Here is a 26,464-nt window from a genome sequence, read left to right as displayed (position 1 = left end):
GTGACTTCCGCACCGCCGACCTCCACGCCAGAGATCATCAACGCCCTGCTGGACCTGACCGCCTGGGCCGTCTTCGACGTCGACCCGGAGGGCCGTATCCTCGCCGGGAACGACGAGTCAGGCAGCATGCAGCTCGTCGAGATCGCACCGGACGGCAGCCGGACACAGCTCACCGCGCTGCCGTCCCGCTGCTCCGGCCGCTACGTCCCCGGCACGCGTCGCGTGGTGGTGCAGCACGACAACGGCGGCGACGAGAAGACCCAGCTCAGCCTGCTCGACCTGGCGCCCTGGGACGCATCGGCCGCCGCCCTGCCCGCCGGGCCGTCCCTGCCCGAGTCCAGGCCCGCGGCCGCCGCCCTCCCCAAGCACCTGCCCGCGACGCTGGAGACGCTCGCACCCCTGGTGCACGACCCCGAGCACAAGCACGACCTCGCCGACATCTCGGCCGACTCCGTGGTGTTCCTGACCAACCGTCGCGACGGCGTCGACTTCGACCTCGTCGTCCACGACCTGGCGACCGGCACCGAGACCACCCTGTATGACGGCGGCGGGTACCTCGCGGCCGCGGTCGCCTCCCATGACCGCCGCTCCGTGGCGATCACGGTGCTCAGCAGCCAGCCCCGGTCCACGCAGATCCTCCTCGCACGGGACGCCGGCACGGGAGACGGCGCAGCCCCGCGGACCATCGCTCTCACCGCACCCGACGAGCACGCCCACCACTCGCAGGTCGCCTGGACCGCCGACGACACCGGCCTCGTCATGGCGTCGGACCACGACCGGGAGTTCGCCGCCGTCGTCCGGGTGCGCCCCGCCACCCCCGGCACCCCCACCGGACCCAGCACACCGACCAACCCCAGCCACACCGACTGGCAGACGCTCGTCGAGGCCGACGACCACGACCTCGAGGTGGTCCTCTCCCCCGACGGCACAGCGATGGTCGTCGGCCACCACCAGGACGGCGTCACCACCCTCGCCGTGCACGAACCCGACGGCACCCACCGCTGCGACGTCACCCTGCCCGACGCCGGAGTCCCCACCGTCGTCTGGGCACCGGACTCCTCACGCTTCGCCGTGCACCTCACCACCTCCGGCGACCCCGGCTCCGTCCACCTCGTCGACGCCGCCACCGGCGCCGCCACCACAGTGGTCGACGGACGCGCCCAGATCCCCGCCGGCCTACCCGTCTCGCTGCCCACCGTGCACCGCGTCCCCACCCCGGACGGCGAACAGGTGCCCTGCTTCGTGCACCGCCCCGTGCCCGGCCCCACCACCCCAGGCACGCACACCGCCCTCACCGGCGCCTCCGTGCTCGTCATCCACGGCGGCCCCGAGGGCGAGGCCACCCGCCTCTTCTCCCCCGTCATCCAGGCACTCGCCGCCACCGGCTTCACCGTCCTCGTCCCCAACGTCCGCGGCTCCGCCGGCTACGGCAAACGCTGGGTCAGCCTCGACGACGTCCACAAGCGCCTCGACTCCGTCGCCGACCTCGCCGCCCTGCGCGCCTGGCTCCCCGAGCTCGGCCTCGACCCCGAACGCAGCGCCCTCTGGGGCGGCTCCTACGGCGGCTACATGGTCCTGGCCGGCACCACCATGCAACCCGACCTGTGGGCCGCCGGCGTCGACATCGTCGGTATGTCGTCCCTCGTCACCTTCCTCGAGAACACCTCCGAGTACCGCCGCGCCGCCCGCGAACGCGAGTACGGCAGCCTCGAGCACGACCGCGACTTCCTCGCCACCGCCTCCCCCATCACCTACCTCCACCAGCTCCGCGCACCACTCTTCGTCATCCACGGCGCCAACGACCCCCGCGTCCCGCTCTCCGAGGCCGAACAGATCGCCGCGGCGCTCGCGGACCGCGGTGTCCGGCACGAGCTGCGGGTGTACGACGACGAGGGGCACGGGCTCGCCAAGCGCGCGAACCGCAAGGACGCCTATCCGGCGGCGATCGAGTTCCTCACCGAGATCTTGGGCCGTACCGAGACCGGCAGCACCGAGAACTTCAGCACCGAGAACTTCAGCAGCACAGGGATCGCGGGAGACGACGAATGACCCGCGAGGAGCGCCGCCTGCGGCTGTCGATCGACGACCAGATCGAGAATCGGTACCTCGAGGTGCCGTTCGAGATACCCACCGGACGCGCTCCCCGCGCCCTGGAGGTCACCCTCGCGTACGACAAGGACGCCGCGGTGATCGACCTGGGCTGCCGTGACCCGGAACGCTGGCGCGGATGGTCGGGCGGCGCCCGGTCCCGCTTCGCGATCACGCCGGACGCCGCGACCCCCGGGTACGAACCCGGTGAGCTCGTCCCGGGCCGGTGGGCGGTGGTCCTCGGTCTGCACGGGATGCCTGCCGAGCCCGTCGACGTCACCGTCACGATCACCACGGGGGTGGACGCCGGCGGGGTCGAGGACGAGCCGCCCGCCCCGCCCCCGCCGTCGGGCACCGGGAGCGGACCGGGGCGTACCCGGCTGGGGCGGGACCTGCCCGCGCCGGACGGCCTGACCTGGTACGCGGGCGACCTGCACGCCCACACCACGCACTCGGACGGGACACTGAGCATCGCCCAGCTCACGGCCGCCGCCGCGGGCCGGGGCCTGGACTTCCTCGCCGTGACCGACCACAACACCGTCTCGCACCACGCGCACCTGCCGGACGTGGGCACCGCGTACGACACGTGTCTCCTGCCCGGGCAGGAGGTGACGACGCACGCCGGCCACGCCAACGCGTTCGGCGACATCGGCTGGGTGGACTTCCGGCGCCCGGCGGCGCAGTGGCTGTCGGACGTCGAGGAGCGGGGCGGGATCCTGTCCGTGAACCACCCGATCCAGGACGACTGCGCGTGGCTGTACCCGGTGCGGACCGGGTTCCTCGAGCTCTGGCACATCTCGTGGTTCCTGGACCTGACGGCTACCGGACCGTGGGCCTACCTGCGCGGCTTCGACGGGTCAGGCACCGATGGCACGGAGAGCGCCCCGGCCAACCGGCCCGTGTTCCTGGGCGGCAGCGACTTCCACACGCCCGACCAGGGCTTCCCGCCCGGCACGCCCACCACCTGGGTCGCCGCCGAGGACCGCACGCCCGAGGCGATCCTTGACGCCGTCCGCCACGGGAGAACCGCCATCAGCCGCTTCCCAGGTCCGGGCGAACCCGCTCTGGTGCGCGTGGGCGACGACCTGGTCGCCGTCGACGCGGACGGCACGACCCTGGTCGAGGGCGTACCGTCCGGCGGCACCGACCGCAGGCGGCGCGTCCGTGGGGACCGCGTGACGTTCTCCGCGCCGCCCGAGCGCGGGCCGTACCGGCTGGAGGCGGCCGACCGGACGCTGCTCGCGATCAGCGCGTGACCGGTCCGGTGCCGGACCCGGCGGTCGGACCAGGACGCGGACCTGGATCCGGATCCGTGTCGGGATCTGTGTCCGGACCTGCATCCGGACCTGCATCCGGACCTGTGTCCGGACCGTACGGCGAGCCCGCCTCCTGCGGCGCCGCGGGAAGCCTGATGAACCGCGAGACGGCCGTGCCGACCAGGAGCAGCGCGAACGGGTACAGGGACAGGTAGACACGGAACGCCTGCCCGGGGTCCGGGCCGGGGTCGGCGCCCGAGCGGTAGCCGAACCAGAGCGCGAGCGACGCCAGCGCCGCGGCCGTCACCAGGCCGTTGAGCCGGCCCAGCACGCCGAACGCCGCCAGGAAGAGCCCGCTGCGGTGGGTGCCGTGGCGGGCGGCGTCGGCGTCGAGCACGCGGGCGATGACCAGGTCGTTCGTGGCGAGCACGCCGGAGTAGCCGACGGCGACGGCGAGCCCGGCGAGGATCCCCGTGACCAGGTCCGTCGCGAAGTACATCGGCACGAACCCGACGGCTGCGACCGGTAGCGCGAGCCGCCACGTCCACGCGGCGCCCTTGCGCCGCACGACGGCGGCCCACACGCTCAGCATCCCGATCGCCACGAGGATCACGACCAGCTGCAGGATGCTCGCGTCCAGCGCCGAACCGCCCAGCGTGTGGTGCACGTAGAGCTGCAGACCGCCCAGGACCAGCGCCATCGCCGACCCGTAGCAGGCGTTGACGACGCCGACGGTCCAGAACTGGGACGTCGACAGGATCTGTCCGACCGACCGGAAGAACAGCGGTTTGGGCTCCGCGTCGAGTGCCGGGTCCTCGCGGACCCCGAACGCCGTCCACAGGATCACCGCGGCCGCGACCACCGCGAAGATCACCGCGAGGCGCCCGTACCCGACGGTCGACCCCTCGGTGCCCAGCACGTTCCGCGCCAGGACAGGCGTCAGTGCCAGCGCGATCACCAGCGCGATGAGCTGGGCTCCCTGCCGCACGGCGTTCGCCGTCGCGCGGCGCCGCTCGTGCGTGAACAGCTCGGGCAGCAGCGCGCCGTAGCTGGCGTTGATCAGCGAGTCGGCCATCTCGGTGGTGATGGCGAACACCGCGAACCACACGGCGAGCCCCACCGCGGAGTCGGCCACCGGTCCGGGCACCGAGAACAGGGCGATCGTCGTGCAGGCCAGCACCAGCGCACCGGTCACCAGATACGGCCGACGCCGCCCCCAGCGCGAGCGTGTGCGGTCCGACAGGTGCCCGAAGACGGGGTTGTCCAGCGCGTCGAGCACCCCGTACACCGCATAGACGGTCGCGTAGACGACGGCGTCCAGGCCGAGCAGCTCGACGTACACGTAGAGCATCGAGCCCTTGACGAGGTTGATCGGCAGCGAGGTGCCGAACATGCCGACGCCGTAGCGCATCGGTGACGTGCTCGGGTGCGCCGGCGTGTCCGTGCGTGATGACGTTGCCGGGGGCTCGCTCGCCGGCGCGCCCGGTGCCGCATGCTCGGCGTCCACGTCGGCGAGCCTACTCACCACCTGCCGACGAGGTCGATGCCCTGCCGCTCGATCTCGCGGGTGAAGACCGGATCACCGAGCAGCCGCAGCTCCCAGGTCCGCTTGCGCCACCACCCCGCCGACAGCTCCCGCAGACGTGCCGTGTCCGGCGCCGGGTGCAGGAAGATCTCGCTCGTCCCCTCGGGCAGCCGGTCCAGGAGGCGCAGGTAGCGGTCTCGCAGGGTCGCGTAGTCCCGTGCCTCGGCGTCGCCGCCGCGGTGGGTGGCGATGACCCGTGGCAGGCGCACCCCTGCGTCGTCCGCCGCCGCTACCGCGCTCGCGTGCCGCGCCCGCACGTCGGGCGTCGTGAGCAGCGGGTCGTCGTCCCCGTACAGCTCCAGGCCGCGAGGGAGGCGGAACGCCAGGCCACGCCGGGCGCACACCGAGATCGCCTCGCCCAGGTAGGAGCGCCCCGACAGCCCGTAGAGCGTGCCCTGGTGGGAGTCCAGGCGGTCCGGTGGGGGTGAGCCGACGGCGGCCGTGGCCCGAGCCAGTGCGTCGATCTGGGCGGTGACCCGGTCGACGACGTCGTCGAAGCCGCCGGGCGGCGCAGGGTTCGGGAGCACCACGTGCACACCGGGCGCGACGTCCGGCGCGGCGCGGGCGACGAGCTCGACGGCCCGGAGGGCGCCAGAGGCCTGCTCGCTGTCCTCGCCGTCGAGGTGTGCGGTGATGACGCCGACCGCCGTCAGCGGCGAGCCGGCCAGCAGGGCGGCGATCTCGCGGTCGGCGTCGGGGTCGGTGCCGGCGTCGTCAGCGGTGAGAACGAGACTGCGCGTCATGCATCCAGTCTGTCCGAGTCAGTCTGCCCCGGTCAGTCTGTCCCGGTCAGTCGCTGCCGATCACGCTCGTGCCGAGGGATTCCGCCGCCTTGCCCAGCTGCACCTCGAGGTCCCACGGCGTGGTCACGTGCGGGATCGCCGCGGGGACGCAGTGCAGCATCGCGGTGTGGAGGGTCAGGCTGGTCCCCAGCGTGTCGGCCCGCCAGACGCCCGGCCCGACCACCTCGAACTCGCCCGCCTCCGTGCGATGCAGGACGACCACGTACTCCCGGCCGGCCCGCAGGACGGCGGGCAGCCCGCCTCCGGCCGGGGACGACGCGGACCCGACCTGGGTCACCGCGAGGCTCGCGTTCTTCGCCACGGCACCCAGCAGCACCTTGCGCAGCTGAAGCTCGGTGCGGGTGTAGGGCACGCCGTCGACGACGTCGACCGCCGCGTCACCGGCCTCCACCAGGGCGACGACGTCGGCGTCGGCGACCAGCTGCTCGACGGTCCCGTAGTCCTCGGGCGCCGGGAAGTCGGCGGCCCCCGCATCGGCCATGCAGCCGCCGAGGAGCGCGAACGTGCCTATCGCACTGATCATGCTGAGGACGGCCCTCGCCTGCGGTCGCATCGCCGCTCCGTCCTCCTGGTCGCCAGGCTGCCTCGTTCGGTGCCCCACTGAGAGAGAGGGCAGGACGTGACGTCTGGTGCGTTCGGCGCACGAGCCCCATGTCGTGTGCTCGTCCGTGCCACGAATGTTCCTCGGCCGCCTGAAGGTAGGGCAAGGGCCGGCGAGGGCGAACCATGGCCGACCGGGCCGGCGAGTTTGCCGCGATGCGGAATTCCTGCGCGCCGCAAGGCGCGGTGGATCCAGGCACCGGCGCCCGGGTGGAGGGCGTCCGAGGACAGGGCGGGCGGCCGCAGAGCGTCCGGTCGGATGCCGAGCGGGTCGAGCTCGGTCAGGCGGCGTGCGCGCTGCCGATCGCGCGCACGAGGCCCGACGTGGAGATCGAGCCCTTGCGGTAGCGCTCCACCGCGGCGACGAGCGCCTCGCTGACGTCGCGCGGTACGCGCGCGGACCGCGCCACGGGGTGCCAGATCTCGCGCTCGAACACGGCTGTCCGCTTCGCCGGTCCGCGGTACAGGCGCCCGGCGAGTCCCGGAGGCGCGGGGACCGGCCCCGGGCCGGGAGGTGGCGGTGGCACGGCACCCTGGGCCGCGGCAGGAGGCTGCGGTACGGGGGCGTGGACGGGCGGTCCCGCCGTCGGCGCCGGAATGGGGGGCTGATGTGCGGCCGGCACGAGGGTACCGGGCTGCTGCGGCGACGGATAGCTCGCGAGCCGTGACGCCCGGTAGCGGGCGCCCGGGTTCCAGCGCAGGCTCGGCACGACGGGCTTGGTCGGCCGCACGCCGGTGGTCTCGCGGCGGGGCGCAGGCGCGTCGGGCAGCTCGGCGGTGTCCGTGACCGCATCCGTGACCGCACCCGCCGCCGGGGCAGCCATGGCGGGCTCGTCAGCACGGGCGGAACCGCGAGATTCGGAACCAGGGTCAGCGGTGGGCGGGGGCGGTGGAACCGGAGCGGTGGCCGCAGCAGTCGCAGCGGTGGCCGCTACCTGTTCCGCGTGTGCCTTCCGGAGGGCCGCCACGATGCGGGCGACACGTCCGGTGTCGGCGTCCAGGTAGTGCGCGTGGGAGCTCTGCGGGCTGTCAGCGCTCGAACCGTCCGAGGCCTGACTCTCCGTACCGTCCGCCATGACTGCTCCCTCACCCGTCGTCCCGCCATCGTGCGGCCACGACCAGCGCCGACCGCTGTCCCATATGTTCCCTGCCCGGCCCGGGGCGTGCAAGCCCCGGGCGTGACTCGCCGACCAGGGCTTCTGCCCCGTCCGGCCCGGGCTCAGTCCCCGCCGAGCATGTCCAGGAAGCTCGGGGTGCTCGAGAACGGGTCGGCCGGCTTGGCGTGCTCACCGCGTGCGAACACGAGGGCGGCCAGGGAACGGCCGGCTCGTTCGATCCGCTGCGGCAGGGATCCGCCCCCGTCACCGTGCCCGTTGCCCGCGGCTTGTGCCCAGTCGTCGGTGGCGGCGAACACCGAGGTGGTGACGACGTCGGCCCGGAGGTAGGTGAACAGCGGGCGCAGCGAGTACTCGAGCGCGAGCGAGTGGCGGGGTGTGCCGCCGGTCGCGCCGAGCAGGACGGGCATGCCGGTGAGGGCTTCCTTGTCGAGGATGTCGACGAAGGACTTGAACAGCCCTGAGTAGGTGGTGGTGAACAGCGGGGTGACGGCGATGACGGCGTCCGCCCGGGTGATCGTCTCGATGGCGTCGGCGAGGTCACCGGTGGGGAACCCGGTGAGCATGGCGTCGATGATCGCGTGCCCGTGGTCGCGCAGCTCGATCACCTCGACGGTCACGTCGTGGCCGAGCGCCTCCAGCTCGCGCACGGTGGCACCGGCGAGCCGGTCGGCCAGCAGGCGGGTCGAGGAGGGCTGTCCCAGCCCGGCGTGCACGACGGCGATCGTGCGCTCGGTGGTGGTGCGCTCCGTGGTGGTGCGCTCGGTGGAGTCGGTCATGACAGCACTTCCTCTGCGCGCTTGCCGGTGTACTCGTCCCCGCCGTCACCGACGTGCGTGGCGCCGGCCTTGCCCTTGGCCTGGGCGGCGGCGACGCGTTCGGTGTGGGTGGGCGGGTTGGCGGGCACGTCGGCGGGGCGCTTGGTCTCGGCGATCTTGCGCAGCTCGGGCACGACGTCCGACGCCAGCAGGTCGATCTGTTCCAGCACGGTCTTCAGCGGCAGGCCGGCGTGGTCGATCAGGAACAGCTGACGCTGGTAGTAGCCGACGTCGTCGATGAAGGACCCGTACCGGTCGATGACCTGCTGGGGTGAGCCGACGGTCAGCGGCGTGTCCCGGGTGAAGTCCTCCATGGACGGGCCGTGCCCGTAGACGGGCGCGTTGTCGAAGTAGGGGCGGAACTCGTCCCACGCGGCCTGGCTGTTCTTCCGGATGAACGCCTGCCCGCCCAGGCCCACGATCGCCTGGTCGGCGCGGCCGTGGCCGTAGTGCTCGAACCGTTGCCGGTAGAACGCGATCATCTGCTTGGTGTGGCTGATGGGCCAGAAGATGTTGTTGTGCAGGAACCCGTCACCGTAGTAGGCGGCCTGCTCGGCGATCTCGGGGCTGCGGATCGAGCCGTGCCACACGAACGGCGGCACACCGTCCAGCGGGCGCGGGGTGGCGGTGAAGCCCTGCAGCGGGGTGCGGAACTTGCCCTCCCAGTCCACGACGTCCTCGGTCCAGAGCCTGCGCACCAGGGCGTAGTTCTCGATCGCGAGCGGGATGCCCTGCCGGATGTCCTGCCCGAACCACGGGTACACCGGGCCGGTGTTGCCGCGGCCCATCATCAGGTCCATGCGACCGTCCGAGATGACCTGCAGCATCGCGTACTCCTCCGCGATCCGTACCGGGTCGTTCGTGGTGATCAGGGTGGTCGCGGTGGACAGGGTGATGTTCTTGGTGACGCCGGCCAGGTAGCCGAGCATCGTCGTGGGGCTGGAGGCCACGAACGGCGGGTTGTGGTGCTCACCCGTGGCGAACACGTCCAGGCCGGCCTCGTCCGCGTGCTTGGCGATGGTGAGCATCGCCCGGACGCGTTCGGTGTCGTCCGGGGTGTGCCCCGTCGTCGGGTCCGTCGTCACGTCGCTGACACTGAAGATCCCGAACTGCATGATGCCGCGCTCCCCATGATCGTGTTCCTGCTGAAGCTCTTCTTGTCGAGCTATCCATGCAGATGCATGAACACTGCTCACAACCTGCTGCTAGTGTCGATTGTTCCCACCGGGTCCGCTCTCACCTGCCGCTACACACGTGAGATCGCGCACATCCACGCCCAGTTTGCCCGGAGTGCGCTTGCGAGCGCACATCTGACGCGTAGCCTGATCAGACGGCTGGAACATAGACGGCTGGAACGGCTGGAACATCGCAGAGGGTCCCCGCGTTGGCACTACGGACCTTTTTCCGCCACCTATCCCGACAACCCTCTGGAGGACATCGTGCCCGACCGGTCCCTGCGCGGTATGAGCATCGGTAGTAAGAGCATGGAGTCCGACGAGGGCGTGGACTTCGCCCCTCGGTTCCAGGCCTACTACGACTGCCCCAACGGCCACACCATCATCCTGCCCTTCGCCACCGACGCGGACGTACCCCCGATCTGGGAGTGCCGCTGCGGCGAGGAGGCCCTGCTGCGCGACGCAGAGAAGCCGGAGCCCAAGGCGACAAAGCCCCAGCGCACCCACTGGGACATGCTGCTGGAGCGCCGCACGGTCAAGGAGCTCGAGGACCTGCTCGACGAGCGCCTCGAGCTGCTGCGAGCAGGCAAGCTCCGCCGCTCCGCCTGACAGCCCGCACCGACGGTCCCCGTGACCGTCAGCAGCGACTGACAGCGAGAGAAAGACCGTCGGGTCCGGGCCATGTGGCCCGGACCCGACGGTCTTTCTCTGCGCCGGCTGGTTTCTGTGGCCGCTGGTCGTACCGAACGGCTCGGGCTACCGGCTCCGGCTCTCGGCGCCATCCACCACAGGCGCGGCCTGCGCACGCACCCGCCTGCGCGTACCCAACCCGCCCACGACACCCGTCACCACGAGGACCACCGCGAGACCACCGACCACCCAGCCCGGCCAGTACCCCAGAGCCACGGCCGGCGTGATCGAGGACCGCAACGGCAGGTTCGCCACGAACTCGTCATCCGTGAACAGCCCCGTCCGGCGCACGACCGTGCCGTCCGGCGTGATCACACCCGACACCCCCACCGTCGAGATCTGCACCGCAGCCCGACCCGTCGTCATCGCCTGCATCCGCGACATCGCCAGCTGCTGCGTCGACTCCGCCGTGAACCCGAACGACGCGTTGTTCGTCGGGATCACCAGCACCTGCGCACCCTTCAGGACCGCGTCCCGGATGATCTCGTCGTACGCCACCTCGAAACAGATGATCGTGCCCATCCGGTAGTCACCCTGGCCGAGGCGGCTCGGCACGTCCACGTACGGCGGGTTCACCCCCGGAATCATGTCCGTCGTCACCCGGTCCACCTGGTCCGACAGCAGCCGCAGGAAAGGCCGCATCGGGATGTACTCACCGAACGGCGCCGGATGCTGCTTCGCATACCGGCCGATCACGCCGTCGCCCGCCTGCCACAGCAACGACACGTTGTACCGCCCACCCGACTCCGGGAACTCCTGCGCCCCCACCAGGATCGGCGCCCCCACGGCAGCCGCCGCCTCGTCCAGCCCTCGCGCGACATCCGGCGTCGTCTGCGGGTCCAGGTCGCTCCCGTTCTCCGGCCACAGCACCACGTCCAGCTCGCCCGCGTAGTCCTCGGCCAGCGTGTACGTACCCTCCAGGTGGTTGTTCAGCACCTCGGCCCGGTTCGCGAACGCACCAAGGCCCGGCTCCCCCACGTTGCCCTGGACCGCGCCCGCCCACAGCGTTCCGTCCTCGGCCAGATCACTTCCCGCGTCGTACACCTCGTTGCCCTCCGGCGTCTCGACGGCGCCGGCGCTCGCGGACGTGGCCAGCGGCAGCACCAGCGGCACGACGGCGACCGCGACCGCCAGGGCGAGGGCCGCAGCGGCGCGGCGTGCCTCGCGTCCGGGTGTGGAGTGCCGGGGGCCGCCGCCCGCCGGTGCGACGGCGTCGCCGTTCGCCCGGGTGTCGCTGTTCGACCGGAGGGTGCGGAGCTGGGCCGCGCGGACGAGACCGGCCACGGCCAGGGCCAGCAGCACGCCGGCGAACGCGACCAGCAGGCTCACCGCGACGGTGCCACCGAGCCAGGCGGCGCGCCCGGTCGGGGCGTCGACCATCGCCCAGGCGAGGCGGCCCCAGGGGAACCCGCCGAACGGGATCTCGGCGCGCCACTGCTCCACCGCCACGAACAGGACGGCGAACGCGGCGGCGAGCCGCCATCCGCGGCGGCGCAGGAACCGTGCCCGGCGTACCCAGGTCCATCCGGCGCCGAACACGGCGAGGAACAGGGCCTCGACCGCCGACATGGCGATCCATGGCGCGGCCTCGGTCGACTCGTGCGCCCACCACAGGTGGGGCAGGAAGAAGGTGAGGCCGAACAGGAACCCGACGAGGAAGTTCCACCAGGCACCGTCACGGCCGAGCGCCCAGTACAGGACGGCGACGGCGACGAAGGCGGCGGGCCACACTCCGGCGTCGGGGAACGCGGACCAGAGGAGGAGGCCACCGGCCACCGCGAGGAACAGGGACAGCAGCCGGGACGGCTCAGGCAGGCGCACGACCGCAGCCTACCGGCGCGAACCGGGCCTCCCGCGCCACCTCCGCTCGCCCCGGGTCGTGGGCGTGATCATTGCGTCCCTGTCGGGCAGGTTTGTCGCAGCGGTCGCGCTCACGACCACGTGGGGTCGGGGGTTTCAGAACGTGTCGTGCAGGATGACGCCGTCACGCATCGTGTGGAGGCACTCGGGCTCGACGGCGTCGGGTGACAGGTCGGGCAGCAGGGGTGTGCCGGCGCGGGCCTCCTCGCTCCAGGAGCTGAGGCGGCCGGGCGCCGCCTGCACGCCGAGCTGTTCGGCGCGCCAGACGGCCAGGTGCGCGGGCGCGCCGACCCGCAGCTGCCCGGCGCCGGTGTGGTCGAGCCCGGCCAGGCGCCAGCCGCCGCGGGTGTGGGCCCGGAACGCGGCGCCCGCGGAGATGCGCTGGTCGGGGTCCTCGTGGCTGGTGGCCGCGCGCACGCCCTGCCAGGGGTCCACGGGGGTGACCGGGGTGTCGGACCCGAAGGCGAGCGGTACGCCGGCCTGGGCGAGGTCGGCGAACGGCATGAGCGAGCCGGCGCGCATGGCGCCGAGGCGGGAGGCGTAGACGCCCTTGCTGCCGCCGAAGGCCGAGTCGAACGCCGGCTGGACCGACAGCCCGACGCCCTGCACGAGCAGCGCGGCGAGCGTGGTCGCGTCCACGAACAGTCCGTGCTCGATGCGGTGGTGACCGGCGCGTACGGTGCTCTCGCCGGTCAGCTGGGCGGCGATCTGGAGCCCGAGCACCATCGTGTCCATGGCGCGGTCCCCGATGACGTGGAACGCGCCCTGGACGCCCGCGCCCTGCACGGCGGCCAGGTGGTGGGCGATCTGCTCGGCGGACAGGTACAGGTTGCCGGTCCACGGGGTGCCGTCGGCGTTGGTGAGGGCGCCGGCGAAGGAACCGGACGACGGGTCCAGAGGCAGGTCGGAGTACGGGCTGCGCAGGGCGGCGGTACGGGAGCCGATGGAGCCGTCCACGTTGAGGTCGCCACCGATCCCGGTGAGGAACGGCAGCTCGGCGAGCAGCGCGCGGGCCTCGTCGACGGTGGTGCACAGCTCGCCGCGGTAGGCGGCGAGGTGGGGCAGGGCGGGCACGGCCGGGTCGGCGACGGCCTCCGCGATCACGGAGTGCGTCGTCATGGCGTACAGCTCGGCGAGGCCGGCCCGGGTGTCGAGGTGCGCGCCGCTCATCTCGTGCACGGACACGACGCCACGTGCGGCCCATGCGGCGAGAGTCTCGCGGTAGAGGCGGGTGCGCCGTTCGGGCGACAGCGCGTGGGCGACGTCGCGCACCGTGTGGTGCAGGTCGGCGGTGACCAGGCCGGTGTCGGCGGGGGCGTCGGACCAGCCGGAGCCGGACAGTCCCATGCCGGTCCAGGCGGGGTCGCGCTCGATGCCGGCGCGGGCGGCCATCGTGGTGGAGACGACGGCGGAGTGCACGTCGACGCGGGCGGCGTACACGGGGCGGCCACCGCAGGCGTCGTCGAGCTCCTGCCGGGTGAACGTGCGCTGCTCCGGCCAGGCCTGCTCGTCCCAGCCGAAGGCCAGCAGCACCTGGTCTCCGGACGGGTCAGCGGCCGCGAGCCGCCGGGCGCCCTCGTGGAGTACGGCCAGCGCGTCGGCGAGGGAGTGCACTCCCCCGGCGGGCGTGAGGTCCACCGCGTCGCTCGACAGACCCGTCTCCAGCACGTGGGCGTGCGCGTCGACGAAGCCGGGTGTCACCAGGGCGCCGTCGAGGTCGATGACCCGGTCGGCGCGCGCCGCGAGGCCGGCTGCGGTGTCGTCGGCACCGAGCCACGCCACCACGCCGTCGTCGACGAGGATCGCCTCGGCGAAGGGGTCCGCCGAGGAATGGATGACACCGTTGCGGTACAGGATGGATCGGACAGGCTGGCTCACGTGGGAACTGTATGCGATCCCCTGGCCCGGCGCCGCTGCCGGGGCGCCGCTGTCAGGGCACAGCGGTCAGGGCACAGCGGTCAGGCACGGCGGCCGGGCGGGTCAGAGGCTCGAGTACGCGACCACTCCTCGCAGCACCGCGTCCTGGGCCTTGCGCGCGGTGGTGCGCAGCTTGTCCGACGGTGCGGCACCGCCGAGCTGGTCGAGCACGTCGATGACCTGCTTGCACCAGCGCACGAAGTCGCCGGCGGCGAGGTCGGAGCCGCGCAGCACGCTGTCCAGCCCCTTGCCGGACGCCCACCGGTACATCGCGCCGACCAGGCCGAGGTCGAGCGGACCGGTGGCCTCGATGCCGTGCGCCTCCTCGAGGTCGTCGACCTCGGACCACACGCGCTGCGTGTCGTCCAGGACGCCCGCGAGGCGTCCGGTCGGGCCGCCGGGGATGTAGGGGTCGGGGGCGTCGTCGCGGCGCCCCTGGTACACCACCGTCGAGACGACGGCGGCCAGGCCTGCCGCGTCGAGCCCGTCCCACACGCCGCGGCGCAGGCACTCGGCGAGCAGCAGGTCGTTCTCCGCGTACAGGCGGCGCAACCAGCGGCCGTCGTCGGTCACGCGGGTCCTGCCAGGACCCTGTACCGCGCCGTCGGGCGCTCCTGCGTCTCGTCCCGCGCCGTCCGGCCCGGTCCGCTGCAGGTAGCCGAGGGTGAGCAGCACGTCGAGGGTGCGGTCGAAGGTGCGGGCGATCGACCCGGTGCGGCCCTCGACGCGCCGCACGAGCTGGTCGTGCTCCCGCTTGAGCTTGTTCCAGCGCTCGGCCCAGCGGGCGTGGTCGTCACGCTCGGGGCAGGCGTGGCACGGGTGGGCCTTGAGCGCCTTGCGCAGCCGGGCGAGCTCGGCGTCGGTCGAGGCGTCGGAGCGGCGTCCGGCCAGGGACTTGCCGCCGCGTGCGGCGCTCCCTGCCCGCCGGCCGGCGGGGGTGCTGGTGGAGTGGGCCGAGGGGACGTCGTCGGCCAGGGCGCCCAGCGCGTTGCGCATGGACGAGACGAGGTCGCGGCGGGCGTCGGGCTTGCGGGGGTTGAACGCCTTGGGGATCTTGACGGTGGTGACGGTCTCGAGGCCGGCGGGCGCGTCGGCGAGGGTCAGCTTCTTGACCTGGCGTTCCTGGGTGAGCACGGTGGGGCGAGGCCCGTCGAACCCGCCGGGCTCGCCCGGGTCGAGCACGAGGACGTACCCGCGTCGTCGCCCGGTCGGCACCTCGACGACGTCGCCGCGGCGCAGCCGCTCCAGGGAGGCTACGATCTCGGCCCGTTCGGCGCCGGAGGCGGCGCGGGACAGCTCCTTCTCGCGGTCCTTGATGGCGCGGCGCAGGTCCATGTACTGGCCGAAGTCGCCTTCGGTGCAGGACATGGCCTTGGCGTACCCGTCGAGGGCCTCGGCGTGAGCCTGGGCCTGCTTGGCGAGGCCGACGACGCCGCGGTCGGCCTGGAACTGCGCGAAGGAGGTCTCCAGGACCTCGCGGGCGCGGTCGCGGCCCACCTGGGCGACGAGGTTGACGGCCATGTTGTACGTGGGCCGGAAGCTGGACTTGAGCGGGTACAGGCGCTTGGACGCGAGGCCGGCCAGCGCCACGGGGTCCAGGGCAGGGTGGTCGACGACGACGGCGTGGCCCTCGATGTCGATGCCGCGGCGGCCGGCGCGGCCCGTGAGCTGCGTGAACTCGCCGGGGGTGACGGGGACGTGGCTGGTGCCGTCCCACTTGACGAGCTTGTCCAGGACGACGGACCGGGCGGGCATGTTGATGCCGAGCGCGAGGGTCTCGGTGGCGAACACGACCTTGACGAGACCGCGCGAGAACAGGTCCTCGACGGTCTCCTTGAACACGGGGAGCATGCCTGCGTGGTGGGCTGCGACACCGCGGGCCAGGGCCTGGGACCAGGACCAGTAGCCGAGCACGTCGAGGTCCTCGGGCGGGATGGCGGCGGTGCGCTCCTCCACGACGGACCGGATGGTCGCTTCCTCCTGGGGGCTGGTCAGCCGCAGCCCGGCCTTGAGGCACTGGTCGACGGCGGCCTCGCAGCCGGCGCGGGAGAACACGAAGTAGATCGCGGGCAGCAGGGCGTCGGCGTTCAGGGCGTCGATGACGATGAACCGCGGCGGGGTGCGCCGGCTCGGGCCGATGCCTCCTGCGCTGTCGTCGCTGCGGCGCCCGCCCGCGCCGCGGTATCCGCGGTCCCCGCGACCGCGGCCGGCGCCGCGTCCGCGCCGTCCGCCGTAGTCGCCGGGGCGGTTGCCGCCGCGCCCGGACCGGAACGCGGCGGACAGGTCGGGGTTGATGGGCGGGCTGGTGCCGGGGTCGGTCGGGTCGACGTGCCCGGCGTACAGGTCCAGGAGGCGCGGCTTGCCTCGCGGCTCGGGCGAGGACATCAGGACGTGCTGCCACAGCGGCACGGGCCGCCGTTCGGAGACGACGACGGCGGTGTCGCCCCGCACCATCTCGAGCCAGTCGCCGAACTCCTCCGCGTTGGACACGGTCGCGCTGAGGGAGACGAGCTGCACGTCGTCGGAGAGGTGGATGATGACCTCTTCCCACACGGGGCCGCGGAACCGGTCGGCGAGGTAGTGCACCTCGTCCATGACGACGTAGGCCAGCCCGTCGAGGGTCGAGGAGCCCGCGTAGAGCATGTTGCGCAGCACCTCGGTGGTCATGACCACCACGGGCGCGTCGCCGTTGATGGTGGTGTCACCGGTGAGCAGGCCGACGTTGTCGGGCCCGTACCGGCGCACGAGGTCGGCGTACTTCTGGTTGGAGAGCGCCTTGATGGGGGTCGTGTAGAACGCCTTGCGGCCCGAGGCGAGCGCCAGGTGCACGGCGAACTCGCCCACGACGGTCTTGCCTGCCCCGGTGGGGGCCGCCACGAGCACGGCGCGGCCTTGTTCGAGGGCCTCGCAGGCCTGCACCTGGAAGTCGTCGAGCTCGAACCCGATGACCTCCCGGAACCGGGTCAGCTCGGGGTGCTCGGCCGCTGAACGGCTCTGTGACCGGAAGGCCGTGTACCGCTCGGCGGGGCTCAGGTCGCTCATGGGCACAGCCTACGGTCACTCTCCGACAGCCCGGGTGCGACAGGCCCACGCCCGCTCACCACGACCTCCGCTCATGAGGTGAACGTGACTGTGCACGTGACAGTGCGCGCTCGTGGCGGCGCCCGGCCCTCGCCCTGTGCGGGGCGGGGGCCGGGCGGAGGGCCGGTCAGATCTCGGCGGCCGCGAGCCGTTTCTCGACCCGTCGGTCGTGCAGCACCGACACGCCGACGGCGCCGAAGTACAGCACGCAGATCGGCAGCGCGACCAGGATCATCGTCAGGGCGTCCGGCGTAGGGGTCACGATCGCGGCGAACGTGAACGCGATGAGGATGGCCCACCGCCAGCCGGCGAGCAGCGCCTTGGCGGACATCAGTCCCGCGAAGTTCAGGCCCACCAGGAGCACCGGTGACACGAACGCGACACCGAACGCCAGCAGCAGCCGCATCACCAGGTCCAGGTACATCTGGGCGTCGGTGAAGTTCGTGGCGTTGTCCGGCAGGAACCCCGTGAGGATCTGCACGGCGTGCGGGATGACGATCCACGCCATGTAGGCCCCGCCGAGGAACAGCGGCACGGACGCGCCGACGAACCCGTACGCGTAGTACTTCTCCCGCTTGTTCAGCCCTGGGGTGACGAACGCCCAGACCTGGAACAGCCACCACGGGCACGACAGGAACACGGCCAGGAACAGCGCGGCCCTGATCCGCAGATCCAGCGCCGACGCCGGCCCCGTGAAGTTCAGCGTGACGTCGTTGCCGGTGACGTCCGCGGCGTACTGCAGCGGCCGCTGCAGCATGACCAGCAGCGGGTCGTACAGGAACCATCCCGCGATCGCTCCGAGCACCAGCCCCGCCGCGATCAGGACAAAGCGCTTCCGGAGCTCGAGAAGGTGCTCGAGCAGAGGCATACGGCCGTCGGACGGCCGCCTCGTACGTGCCACCGGTTCAGGCCTTGGGGATGTCGCGGTCCCTGTTGTTGATCAAGCCCGGTACCGAGTCGGTACCAGAGCTCGCGCCCGGTCCCGTCGTCGAGCTGGGGCCCGTGGTGGTGGTGCCGCCCGGCGCGTCGTCGGCCGTGTTGCTGTTCGCGTTCCCGGAACCGTCCTCGCGCAGGTCCCTGACCTCCTTCTTGAAGATCTTCATCGACTGGCCCACGCTCTTGGCCAGGCCCGGCAGGCGGGAGGACCCGAAGAGCAGCAGGACGACGACGAGCAGGACGATCCAGTGCCACGGCTGCATTGCGCCCATGGTGACTCCTTACGGTGCGGTGCTGTTACGCGGTGCGGTGCGGATATGACCGATCCTACGCGGACGTGGGGGGCACAAAGGTAGCCCTCCGGTGGACGGAAGGTGGTCCGCCCCGTGAACGACCGCGGGAGCCGCGCAGTTCCGGGCCTGCGCGACGACGGAGGACCGGCTCAGTCGTTGAAGTGCTTCCACTTCTGCCACGTCACCACGTGCCGCGCCCGGCGTGCGTCCTTGCGCCCGGCCCGGGCGGCGCGCTGCGCGTTGACACGCTGGTAGTGGATCGTCACGTCGTCGAACAGGCTCGGGCCGGCGTGCTGTGTGCTCGCCGCCTCCCGTGCCCGGTCGGACAGTTCCTGCAACCGGTCGCTCGACTCGCCGATCCGGCGCGACGCTCGCCCCAGCTCTTCCATCAGGCCCTCTGCCGACCGCCAGAGATAACGGGCCAGAAAGAACGCTCCGACGAGGCTGCCCAGGATCAGCAGGGTCCACACCCAGAACCACATGGTCGCCAAGCCTAGTGCCGATTCGGCGATGTGGCTGCGTCTCGCGTCTGTGGATCTGTCACCTGCCCGGACGCAGACCCGGGCCGATGCCCTGCGTCGTACAGGGCGAGGGCCTCCGCGGCGGCCCCTGCCACGTCGTCGGCCAGGGCCGCGGGGGCGACGGAGCGCACGTACGGGGCGAGCTGGATCAGGGTGCTGCGCAGCCAGCCGGGGTTGGTGACACGCAGCGTGACCTCGAAGTCGCCGTCGGGCAGGTTGCGGACCGACTCGACGGGGACCTCCTCGGCGAACCAGCGCGCCCGGGGCGCGAACCGGATGGTCGCCAGCGGTGAGGACCCGCCGGCGAACAGGGCGGCGAAGTCGATCTCGGCCGCCCGCTCCCCCACCCCGGGGTGGTCCTGCACGGGTACGTCGGTCTCGGTGGCCTCCAGGATGCGGTCGACCCGGAAGGTGCGCGGCGCTGCGGCGCGGTAGCACCAGGCGGCGAGGTAGGCGTACTCGTCCTGCGTGTGCAGGCGCACGGGGTCCACGTCCCGTTCGCTGACGACGTCGGAGGAGGTCACGTACCGGATCCGGAGCCGGTGGCGCGTGGTCAGGGCCGAGGAGATCGCCGAGACGACCTGCCGGTCGCCGCCCGGTGCGAGACGCACGTCGACGGCGTTCGCGGCCTCGCCGGTGGCATCGGTGAGCTTGCGCAGTGCCGACTCGACGACGGCGGACCGCGCCGGGTCCGCCTGGACCGCACCGGTGGCCTTCATGGCCCGCAACGCCGCGACCAGCGCCACCGCCTCCCGGGTGCCGAGCCGCAGCGGCCTGGTCATGCCGCGCGCCTCGGTCAGGTGCACCACGCCGCGGTCGATGGACGCGGCGTCGAAGTCGATGAGGTCGTCGGGCCAGTACCCGGGGGTGCCCGAGACCCAGAGCGCGTCGACGTCCTTCTGGATCTGCGCGGGCGTGGTCCCGAACCTCCGGGCCAGGTCGGCCACGGACACCGGTCCGGCGCCGTCGAGGTAGGCGACGATGCCCAGCAGGCGCAGGAGCCTGTCGTCCGCGCGCTCAGCCACGGGGCGCCCCCGCCTGCGCGCCGGTCCCGAAGCCCAGCGCCGCCGCGGCGGTGAGCCGGCGCAGCGTCTCGGCCCGGACCGCTTCGGGCTCGAGCACGACGAGCGCGGCCCCGTACCCGGCGGCCTCCGACGCCATGCCGGACAGGGACCGGTAGGGCACCTCGAGGATGTCCCAGCCGGCCTGATCGCCGGCACGGCCACCCGCCGACGCGTCGGACAGGTCGGGCAGGCGCTCGCTGTAGGCCTCGCGTTCGCCGTCGGGCACGGGTTTGGCACGGGCGCGCAGCGCTCCGGCACGTTCGGGGCGGACGGCGACCACCGCCTGCCGGATCTCACCGTGCGCCTTGCCGAGCATGACGTCGGTCTCGAAGTCGGGGATGTCGTAGGCGCCGGCGGGGCCGGTGATGCGCACGCGGGACTCGATGCGGGACATGCGGAACACGCGAGGGGCCTGCCGGTCGCGGTCGAAGCACATGAGGTACCAGCCCCCGTCGCGGGCAGCGATGCGCCACGGTTCGACGTGCCGGGTCAGGACCGCCCCGTTGTACGCGGCGCGGTAGCTGAACGTGACCGCACGGCGGGCCTCGATCGCCTCCATGAGGGGCCCGTAGGCGTCGCCCACGGCGCGTACGGACGGCGCGAGGCCGGCCAGGGCGTCCGCGGACGGGTCTCCGGCCCCGGCAGCGCGCAGCTTGACCATCGCGCGGTTGATGTCGGTCTGCAGGGTCTTGTCCTGCCAGAACTGGGCGGCGAGCGACAGCACACCGAGCTCGGCGGGGGTGAGGTCGATCGACGGCAGGGCGTAGGCGTCCTGGTCGATCCGGTAACCCAGCTCGTCGGTGTGCCCCCCGGTCCCGACCGTCACGACGGGGATGCCCAGGGCCCGCAGCATGTCCTTGTCCCGCTCGAACATCCGCTCGAACGCCTCGTCGCTGGGCGCGTCGGCGTACCCGGCCACGGCGGTGCGGACCTGTTGCTTGGTCATCGCCGCATTCGTGTTCACGAGGGCGATGACGAGGTTCAGGAGCCGCTCGGCGGGGTTCAGGCCGGGTGCCTGGGCGGAGGGCGGCGCGGACTGCGCGCTGGGAGGCGGATCGATGGGCATCAGGACAACCGTAGCGTTCGGTAGCCTCCACCCTGTGATGACGTGGCGGATCGGGACCGTGATTTCCACAGGCAGGTCGTGGCGGGGGGCGTGCGAGCTCGAGGTGGCGCTGGACCGGCCCCTGCCGGGACGCGACGCCCAGGCAGGTGAGGCAGGCGGCACGGTGCGCGCGCTCGCGTACACCGACCTGGTCGGGGAGCCCGGGCCGGGCGACTCCGTGCTGCTCAACGTGTCCGCGCTCGCCCGCGGCCTCGGCACCGGCGGGTACGCCCTGGTGGTCGGGCCCGCCGCGGCCGGCACCCGCCTCCCACCCGACCCCGCCCCCGGTCCCGGACACCTCGTCAAGGCCCGCTACACCCCCCTGCAGACCATGGTGCTCGGCGTCGACGAGCAGGAGTCGCCGCACCACGCGACCCTGGCCGACGCCGACAGCCTCGACGGCATGCCGGTCGTCGTCGCGGACCTGCACTCCGCGCTGCCCGCCGTCGTCGCCGGCCTGCGGCACGCCGCGGCCCTCACCACTACGGGCACCAATGCCGCCGGCCTGAAGATCGCCTACGTCATGACCGACGGCGGCGCACTGCCCGCCGCGTTCTCCCGCACCGTCGCCGCCCTGCGCGACGCCGGCTGGCTGGAAACCTGCGTCACCGTCGGCCAGGCCTTCGGCGGCGACCTCGAGGCCGTCACCGTGCACACCGGCCTCCTGGCAGCCCGCCACGTCGCCGGGTGCGACGTCGCCGTCGTCACCCAGGGACCCGGCAACCTCGGCACCGGGACCCGCTGGGGCTACTCCGGCGTCGCCGCCGGCGAAGCCGTCAACGCCGCCGCCACCCTCCACGGCCGCCCCGTCGCATCCCTGCGCGTGTCCGGCGCCGACCCCCGCGACCGCCACCTCGGCATCTCCCACCACTCCCTGACCGCCTACACCAGGGTCGCCCTCGCCCCCGCCGACATCCCCGTCCCCGTCCCCGCCGCCGAGCTGGAGAACCTGCCCACCTGGGGCACCCCGCTCACCCACCGCATCCGCGCGCAGGCACAGACGCTCGCCACCCCCGGCGGGACCGGCACCACCGCGCACACCCTCGTCGACGTCCCCACCGACACCACCCTCCTCGACACCCTGCGCACCGCGCCCGGCGGACTACGCACCATGGGCCGCGACCTCGACGCCGACCCCGCGTCCTTCGTCGCCGCAGCCGCCGCAGGCATCCACGCCCACCGGCTCACCCAGCCCGACACCCAGCCCGCATGAGACCCACCACCCGCCTGACCATCACCGCCCTCCTCATCACCGTCGTGGTGCTCGGCGCCGCCACCGCCACCCCCTGGCGCTTCAACCCGCCCCACCTGCCCACCCCGGAGCTCTCCATGCCCGCCCAGCCACCACCGAGCCCCGACACCAGCCGAAGCCCCATGGACCAGCCCGTCGACGCCGGCGCCGAGAACCCCTGGATCGGACTCGTCATCGCCATCCTCATCGGACTCCTGGTCCTCGCCCTCCTCACCGCCGTCGCCCGCAGACTCCTCGCCCTCCGCCGGCAACGCACCGACATCACACCCGACAACCTCACCGGCGGCACCGCCACCGGCAATCCCGGCGACGCCGTCGACCTCCCCGAGCTCCAGGACGCCGTCACCCGCGCCCTCGCCCACCTCGACGGGCACGCCCGCCCCCGCGACGCCGTCGTCGCCGCCTGGGTAGCCCTCGAAGAAGCCGCAGCCCGCGCAGGCGCCCACCGCGACCCCGCCCAGACCCCCACCGAGTTCGCCGGCACCGTCCTCGCCGCCACCCCCGCACCACCCCCCGCCGTCGCCCGCCTACGCACCCTCTACCAACGCGCCCGCTTCACCGACCGGCCCATCGACCGCACCGCCGTCGCACAAGCCCGCGAGGCGCTCGCGGACATCGCCCGCAGCCTCGACATCGACGAGCCCACGCCGGACACCGACGGGGACCTCACGCAGCGTCCCGCCGAACGCCCGGCGCCCGGTTCCGGGCCGGGCGCCGGACCCGGGACCGGACGAGGCCCCGCATGAGGTCCGGCATGAGGTACTGGAACTGGCGGCGCGTCGCCGCCATCACCGTCGTGACAGCCCTGGCCGCCACCGGGCTGGCCTACTGGAACGTCATCGACCCGGCACACGCCTTCGCCGCCACCGCGCTCGCCTGCGCGCTGGGCATCCTGTGGTCAGCCACCGACGCCACCACCGACGACCCCGAATGGCCCCGACCCCCCGTCGAGGCCCGCGCCGGCGGACGCCACGACGTGTCCGACCTCGGCTGGTCCGTCTTCGGCCGCGACGGCTACGTCACCGACCGCATCGTCCGCCGCATCCGCGCCCTCGCCGCCGACCGGCTCCGCGCACACGGCGTCGACCCCTCCGACCCCGCCGCCGAGCCCGACGCCGAACGGCTCCTCGGCGCTCGCGTCCTGCGCCAGCTCAAGTCCAGGCAACCCCCCACGGCGCGCACCGTCCAGACCTGGCTCGACGCGATAGAACGCCTCGGTGCCGCACCCACCACCGAGGAGAACCGTGCCTGACCGCACCACCCCGCAGACCAGCCCGGCGACGACCCCGGTCACCAGCCCCCTGCCCGTCGCCGACGTCGCAGCGCTCGGCGAACGAGTCCTCGCCGAGGTCGGGACCGCCGTCGTCGGCATGCGCGACGCGCTCGAGACAGCCCTCGCCACCATCCTCGCCGGAGGACACGTCCTCTTCGAGGACGTACCCGGCCTCGGCAAGACCCTCGCCGCGCGCTCGCTGGCCGCCGCCCTCGGCCTCGACTTCGCCCGCCTCCAGTGCACCCCGGACCTGCTGCCCGCGGACATCACCGGATCGTCCGTCTTCGACCCCGCCACCCGTACCTTCGAGTTCCGCCCCGGACCTGTCTTCACCGGCCTCTTCCTCGCCGACGAGATCAACCGCACCGCCCCGAAGACCCAGTCGGCGCTCCTCGAGGCCATGGCCGAACGACAGGTCTCCATCGAAGGGACCAGCCGCCCCCTGCCCAACCCCTTCCACGTGCTGGCCACCTCCAACCCCGTCGAGTACGAGGGCACCTACCCCCTGCCCGAGGCCCAGCTCGACCGCTTCATGGTCCGCCTCGCCGTCGGCTACCCCGACCGCACCCAGGAGACCGAGGTCCTCACCCGGCGCCTGGCCCGCAAGCAGGAAGCCACCACCGTCAACCAGGTCGTCGACCCCGCCACCGTCCGCGCCATGCAGGCCGGGACGGAACAGGTCACCGTCGACCCCGACGTCGTCCGCTACTGCGTCGACCTCACCGCCGCCACCCGCGGCCACCAGGCCCTCGAGGTCGGCGCCTCCCCCCGCGGCTCACAGAACCTCGTCCTCCTCGCCCGCGCCATCGCCGTCCTCGACGGACGCGACTACGTCCTCCCCGAGGACGTCAAGCGCGTCGCCGTCCCCGTCCTCGCCCACCGCATCACCCTCACCCCCACCGCCTGGGCGTCGGCCACCCGGCCCGAGACCATCGTCGCCGACCTCCTGCACACCGTCCCCACCCCCGCCACGGTCCCCACCCGATGACCGTCGGCGGCATCATCGTCGCCCGCGGACGAACATCCCAGGGCGCACCAGCAGGCAGCCACCACGGCTGGCGACCCACCTCCGCGTACACCGCCGCCATCGCCACCGGCATCCTCCTGCTCACCACCAGCCTCCTCGCCGGCCGCGCCGACATCGCCCTCATCGGCATACCCAGCCTCCTCGCCGCCACCTGGGCGCACACCACCCGCCCCACCACACCCCTGCGCGCCACCCTCCACGAACCACCCGGCACCACCACCCCCGGCGAGCTCACCGCCACGCTCCACCTCACCACCGCACCCGGCACCACCCCGGACCCCCGCGCCCACCACCCCGCCGACATCGCCCACCTCCGCATCACCGCCACCGGACACCGCGACACCCACCTCGCACTCGCCGCACGGACCACACCCAGGGACGCCGGACGCCAGATCCCGCTCCGCCTCTCGACCGTCCGCACCGGCCCCCAGGAGACGTTCACCGTCGACCTGCGCGGATCCCGGCACCGCACCTGGGAGGAAGAGCCCACCCAGGTCCGCGGCGCGACCCGCCTCGTCCTCCCCGGCGCCGCCCCGCTCGGCAGACTCCCCCTGCCCCGACGACTCCGCGGCCTCACCGGACCACACTCCTCCCGCCGACTCGGCGACGGCGCAGAGCTCCGCGACATCCACGCCTTCACCCCCGGCGACCGCCTCCGCCGGATCGACTGGCGCACCACCGCCCGCCGCTCCCCCGAGCTCGACACCCTCTACGTCCGCCGCACCTACGCCACCGCCGAAGCCACCGCCGTGCTCGTCGTCGACTCCCGCGACGAGGTAGGACCCGACATCCGCACCTGGCGCGGCTACGGCACCATCCGCGTCGACGAGCCCACATCGCTCGACCTCGCCCGCCACGCCGCAGCCTCCGTCGCCACCGCCCTCGTCGACGCAGGCGACCGCGTCGGCCTCGAAGACCTCGCCCGCCGACGCCGCCCCCTGCCACCCGCAGCCGGACGACGCCACCTCCGCCGCCTCATCCACGGCCTCGCACTGGCCCACCCGAAAGACGCCGCCTCCCTGCACCGCGTACGCCCACCACAGCTCCCGGCCGACGCCATCGTCTACCTCTTCACCACCCTGCTCGACGACGAACCACTGCACCTCGTCCGCACCTGGCGCACCACCGGCCACCCCGTCGTCGTCATCGACACCCTCCCCGACATCCACCACGTCCTCGAACGACACCTCGCCATCGCCTGGCGCATCGCCCGCCTCGAACGCGAGAACCGCATCGCCACCCTCGACGGCGAACACGTCCCCGTCATCAGCTGGGCCGGCTCCCGACGCGACCAGGCCACCGTCCGCTTCGAAGCCCTCGCCCGCGCAGACCAACGCCACGTACCCGGACGCGTCCCATGACCCCCAGCCCCCTCACCACCCTCGCCCGCCGCATCACGCTCCACCTCGCCGACCCCGCACGCAGACCCCTGCCCACGATCACCGTCGAGACCGGACCCACCCTCCGCGGCTGGACCTTCCGCGCCGCCCTCCTCGCCCTCGTCCCGCTCCTGCTCTTCACCGCCGCGGCACGCACACCCGAGATCCCCCACGGCGTCACCCTCACCATCGCCGCCCTCGCCACCGGCCTCCTGGTCGTCCACCCCACCCCCACCACAGCAGGCGGCACCATCGCCGTCGCCGCAGTGCTTTTCTGGGGCTTCACCACCGAACCCTTCGACCCCTGGGCCCTGGTCCTCGCCCTCCTCGCCTACCTCATCGCCCGCACCACCTGGTGGGCCGCCCACGTACCACCCCGAGGACACGCCGAGATCGCAGCACTCCTCTCCGACTGGCGACGCGACCTCACCGTCCTCGCCGCCACCGCCCTCCTCGGCGCCCTCGCGATGCTCGCCTCCGGAACCACCATCCAGGGCGCCATCCTGCTCGCGGCGCTCGCCGTGGTCGGCCTCGTGCTCGTCGCACTGGCGACCGACGGCTCCTCGCGTGACGATGGACGGAGCTGACGACCCAGGTCGTCCGAGGAGCGGCCGCACGAGCGGCCC

The 26,464-nt window shown here is 73.0% G+C and carries 23 protein-coding genes; 9 read left to right on the top strand and 14 right to left on the bottom strand.

The genetic code is table 11. The features are described from left to right. Complete coding sequence (locus LUU90_RS11630) at positions 1-2,049, top strand: alpha/beta fold hydrolase (RefSeq protein WP_275003586.1); 2,049 nt, start codon at positions 1-3, stop codon at positions 2,047-2,049. Next, a complete protein-coding gene (locus LUU90_RS11625) occupies positions 2,046-3,344 on the top strand; it encodes a CehA/McbA family metallohydrolase (RefSeq protein ID WP_275003585.1) in 1,299 nt (432 codons plus the stop codon). The genes LUU90_RS11630 and LUU90_RS11625 overlap by 4 nt, the downstream gene beginning before the upstream one ends. Here LUU90_RS11625 and LUU90_RS11620 read toward each other — a convergent pair. The 6 genes from LUU90_RS11620 to LUU90_RS11595 all read right to left on the bottom strand — a co-directional run bounded on the left by LUU90_RS11620 (position 3,334) and on the right by LUU90_RS11595 (position 9,380). Beyond that, positions 3,334-4,851 (bottom strand): MFS transporter, encoded by a 1,518-nt coding sequence (locus tag LUU90_RS11620; RefSeq protein WP_275003584.1) that lies wholly within the window; start codon positions 4,849-4,851, stop codon positions 3,334-3,336. The genes LUU90_RS11625 and LUU90_RS11620 overlap by 11 nt on opposite strands. A gap of 14 nt (positions 4,852-4,865) precedes the next feature. Further along, entirely contained in the window at positions 4,866-5,672 is an 807-nt protein-coding gene (locus LUU90_RS11615; protein WP_275003583.1) for a ChbG/HpnK family deacetylase, read from the bottom strand. 46 nt (positions 5,673-5,718) lie between these two features. Next, complete coding sequence (locus tag LUU90_RS11610) at positions 5,719-6,285, bottom strand: hypothetical protein (RefSeq protein ID WP_275003582.1); 567 nt, start codon at positions 6,283-6,285, stop codon at positions 5,719-5,721. 328 nt (positions 6,286-6,613) lie between these two features. Next, on the bottom strand, positions 6,614-7,408 hold the full coding sequence (locus LUU90_RS11605; protein ID WP_275003581.1) for a hypothetical protein: 795 nt from the start codon (positions 7,406-7,408) through the stop codon (positions 6,614-6,616). A 143-nt stretch (positions 7,409-7,551) separates the two neighbouring features. After that, a complete protein-coding gene (locus LUU90_RS11600) occupies positions 7,552-8,226 on the bottom strand; it encodes an FMN reductase (protein WP_275003580.1) in 675 nt (224 codons plus the stop codon). Then, positions 8,223-9,380, bottom strand: a complete 1,158-nt coding sequence (locus LUU90_RS11595) for an LLM class flavin-dependent oxidoreductase (RefSeq protein WP_275003579.1) — start codon at positions 9,378-9,380, stop codon at positions 8,223-8,225. The genes LUU90_RS11600 and LUU90_RS11595 overlap by 4 nt, the downstream gene beginning before the upstream one ends. A 324-nt stretch (positions 9,381-9,704) precedes the next feature. Between LUU90_RS11595 and LUU90_RS11590 the strand changes: the two genes are divergently transcribed. Beyond that, entirely contained in the window at positions 9,705-10,049 is a 345-nt protein-coding gene (locus tag LUU90_RS11590) for an RNA polymerase-binding protein RbpA (RefSeq protein ID WP_026365682.1), read from the top strand. A 147-nt stretch (positions 10,050-10,196) separates the two neighbouring features. Here the strand turns inward: LUU90_RS11590 and lnt are convergent, their stop codons facing one another. The 8 genes from lnt to LUU90_RS11550 form a co-directional block, all read right to left on the bottom strand. Continuing rightward, positions 10,197-11,951 carry an apolipoprotein N-acyltransferase gene (gene lnt, locus LUU90_RS11585; protein WP_275003578.1) on the bottom strand — a complete coding sequence of 585 codons (1,755 nt, stop codon included), beginning with the start codon at positions 11,949-11,951 and terminating at the stop codon, positions 10,197-10,199. Between the two features lie 135 nt (positions 11,952-12,086). Beyond that, positions 12,087-13,868 (bottom strand): amidohydrolase, encoded by a 1,782-nt coding sequence (locus tag LUU90_RS11580; RefSeq protein WP_275003577.1) that lies wholly within the window; start codon positions 13,866-13,868, stop codon positions 12,087-12,089. Positions 13,869-13,970: 102 nt separating this feature from the next. Further along, the gene (locus LUU90_RS11575; RefSeq protein WP_275003576.1) at positions 13,971-16,949 is read right to left on the bottom strand and encodes a DEAD/DEAH box helicase; all 2,979 of its coding nucleotides are present in this window, start codon (positions 16,947-16,949) and stop codon (positions 13,971-13,973) included. A gap of 166 nt (positions 16,950-17,115) precedes the next feature. Continuing rightward, on the bottom strand, positions 17,116-17,856 hold the full coding sequence (gene tatC / locus LUU90_RS11570; RefSeq protein WP_275003575.1) for a twin-arginine translocase subunit TatC: 741 nt from the start codon (positions 17,854-17,856) through the stop codon (positions 17,116-17,118). Between the two features lie 37 nt (positions 17,857-17,893). After that, entirely contained in the window at positions 17,894-18,196 is a 303-nt protein-coding gene (gene tatA, locus LUU90_RS11565; RefSeq protein WP_275003574.1) for a Sec-independent protein translocase subunit TatA, read from the bottom strand. 170 nt (positions 18,197-18,366) lie between these two features. Next, positions 18,367-18,699 (bottom strand): hypothetical protein, encoded by a 333-nt coding sequence (locus LUU90_RS11560; RefSeq protein WP_275003573.1) that lies wholly within the window; start codon positions 18,697-18,699, stop codon positions 18,367-18,369. A gap of 11 nt (positions 18,700-18,710) precedes the next feature. After that, positions 18,711-19,763, bottom strand: coding sequence for a helix-turn-helix transcriptional regulator (locus tag LUU90_RS11555; protein ID WP_275003572.1), 1,053 nt, complete (start codon positions 19,761-19,763; stop codon positions 18,711-18,713). Then, positions 19,756-20,868 (bottom strand): helix-turn-helix transcriptional regulator, encoded by a 1,113-nt coding sequence (locus tag LUU90_RS11550; protein ID WP_275003571.1) that lies wholly within the window; start codon positions 20,866-20,868, stop codon positions 19,756-19,758. Before LUU90_RS11550 ends, LUU90_RS11555 begins: the two co-directional genes overlap by 8 nt. A 34-nt stretch (positions 20,869-20,902) precedes the next feature. Between LUU90_RS11550 and LUU90_RS11545 the strand changes: the two genes are divergently transcribed. From LUU90_RS11545 to LUU90_RS11520, 6 genes are read left to right on the top strand one after another with little or no spacing between them, the layout of a single operon-like run. After that, positions 20,903-22,120 (top strand): DUF3866 family protein, encoded by a 1,218-nt coding sequence (locus LUU90_RS11545; RefSeq protein ID WP_275003570.1) that lies wholly within the window; start codon positions 20,903-20,905, stop codon positions 22,118-22,120. Next, positions 22,117-22,905 (top strand): DUF4129 domain-containing protein, encoded by a 789-nt coding sequence (locus LUU90_RS11540; protein ID WP_275003569.1) that lies wholly within the window; start codon positions 22,117-22,119, stop codon positions 22,903-22,905. The genes LUU90_RS11545 and LUU90_RS11540 overlap by 4 nt, the downstream gene beginning before the upstream one ends. Beyond that, the gene (locus tag LUU90_RS11535) at positions 22,902-23,411 is read left to right on the top strand and encodes a hypothetical protein (protein WP_275003568.1); all 510 of its coding nucleotides are present in this window, start codon (positions 22,902-22,904) and stop codon (positions 23,409-23,411) included. Before LUU90_RS11540 ends, LUU90_RS11535 begins: the two co-directional genes overlap by 4 nt. Then, positions 23,404-24,420 carry an AAA family ATPase gene (locus LUU90_RS11530; protein ID WP_275003567.1) on the top strand — a complete coding sequence of 339 codons (1,017 nt, stop codon included), beginning with the start codon at positions 23,404-23,406 and terminating at the stop codon, positions 24,418-24,420. Before LUU90_RS11535 ends, LUU90_RS11530 begins: the two co-directional genes overlap by 8 nt. Then, positions 24,417-25,820 (top strand): DUF58 domain-containing protein, encoded by a 1,404-nt coding sequence (locus tag LUU90_RS11525; RefSeq protein WP_275003566.1) that lies wholly within the window; start codon positions 24,417-24,419, stop codon positions 25,818-25,820. The genes LUU90_RS11530 and LUU90_RS11525 overlap by 4 nt, the downstream gene beginning before the upstream one ends. Then, positions 25,817-26,425: a hypothetical protein gene (locus LUU90_RS11520; RefSeq protein ID WP_275003565.1), complete on the top strand. Its 609-nt coding sequence runs from the start codon at positions 25,817-25,819 to the stop codon at positions 26,423-26,425. The genes LUU90_RS11525 and LUU90_RS11520 overlap by 4 nt, the downstream gene beginning before the upstream one ends. The last annotated feature ends 39 nt before the right edge of the window (positions 26,426-26,464 follow it).

The sequence above is a fragment of the Promicromonospora iranensis genome (assembly GCF_028994775.1).
Taxonomy (GTDB): Bacteria; Actinomycetota; Actinomycetes; order Actinomycetales; family Cellulomonadaceae; genus Promicromonospora; species Promicromonospora iranensis_A.
This window is presented reverse-complemented; position numbering and strand designations above follow the sequence as displayed.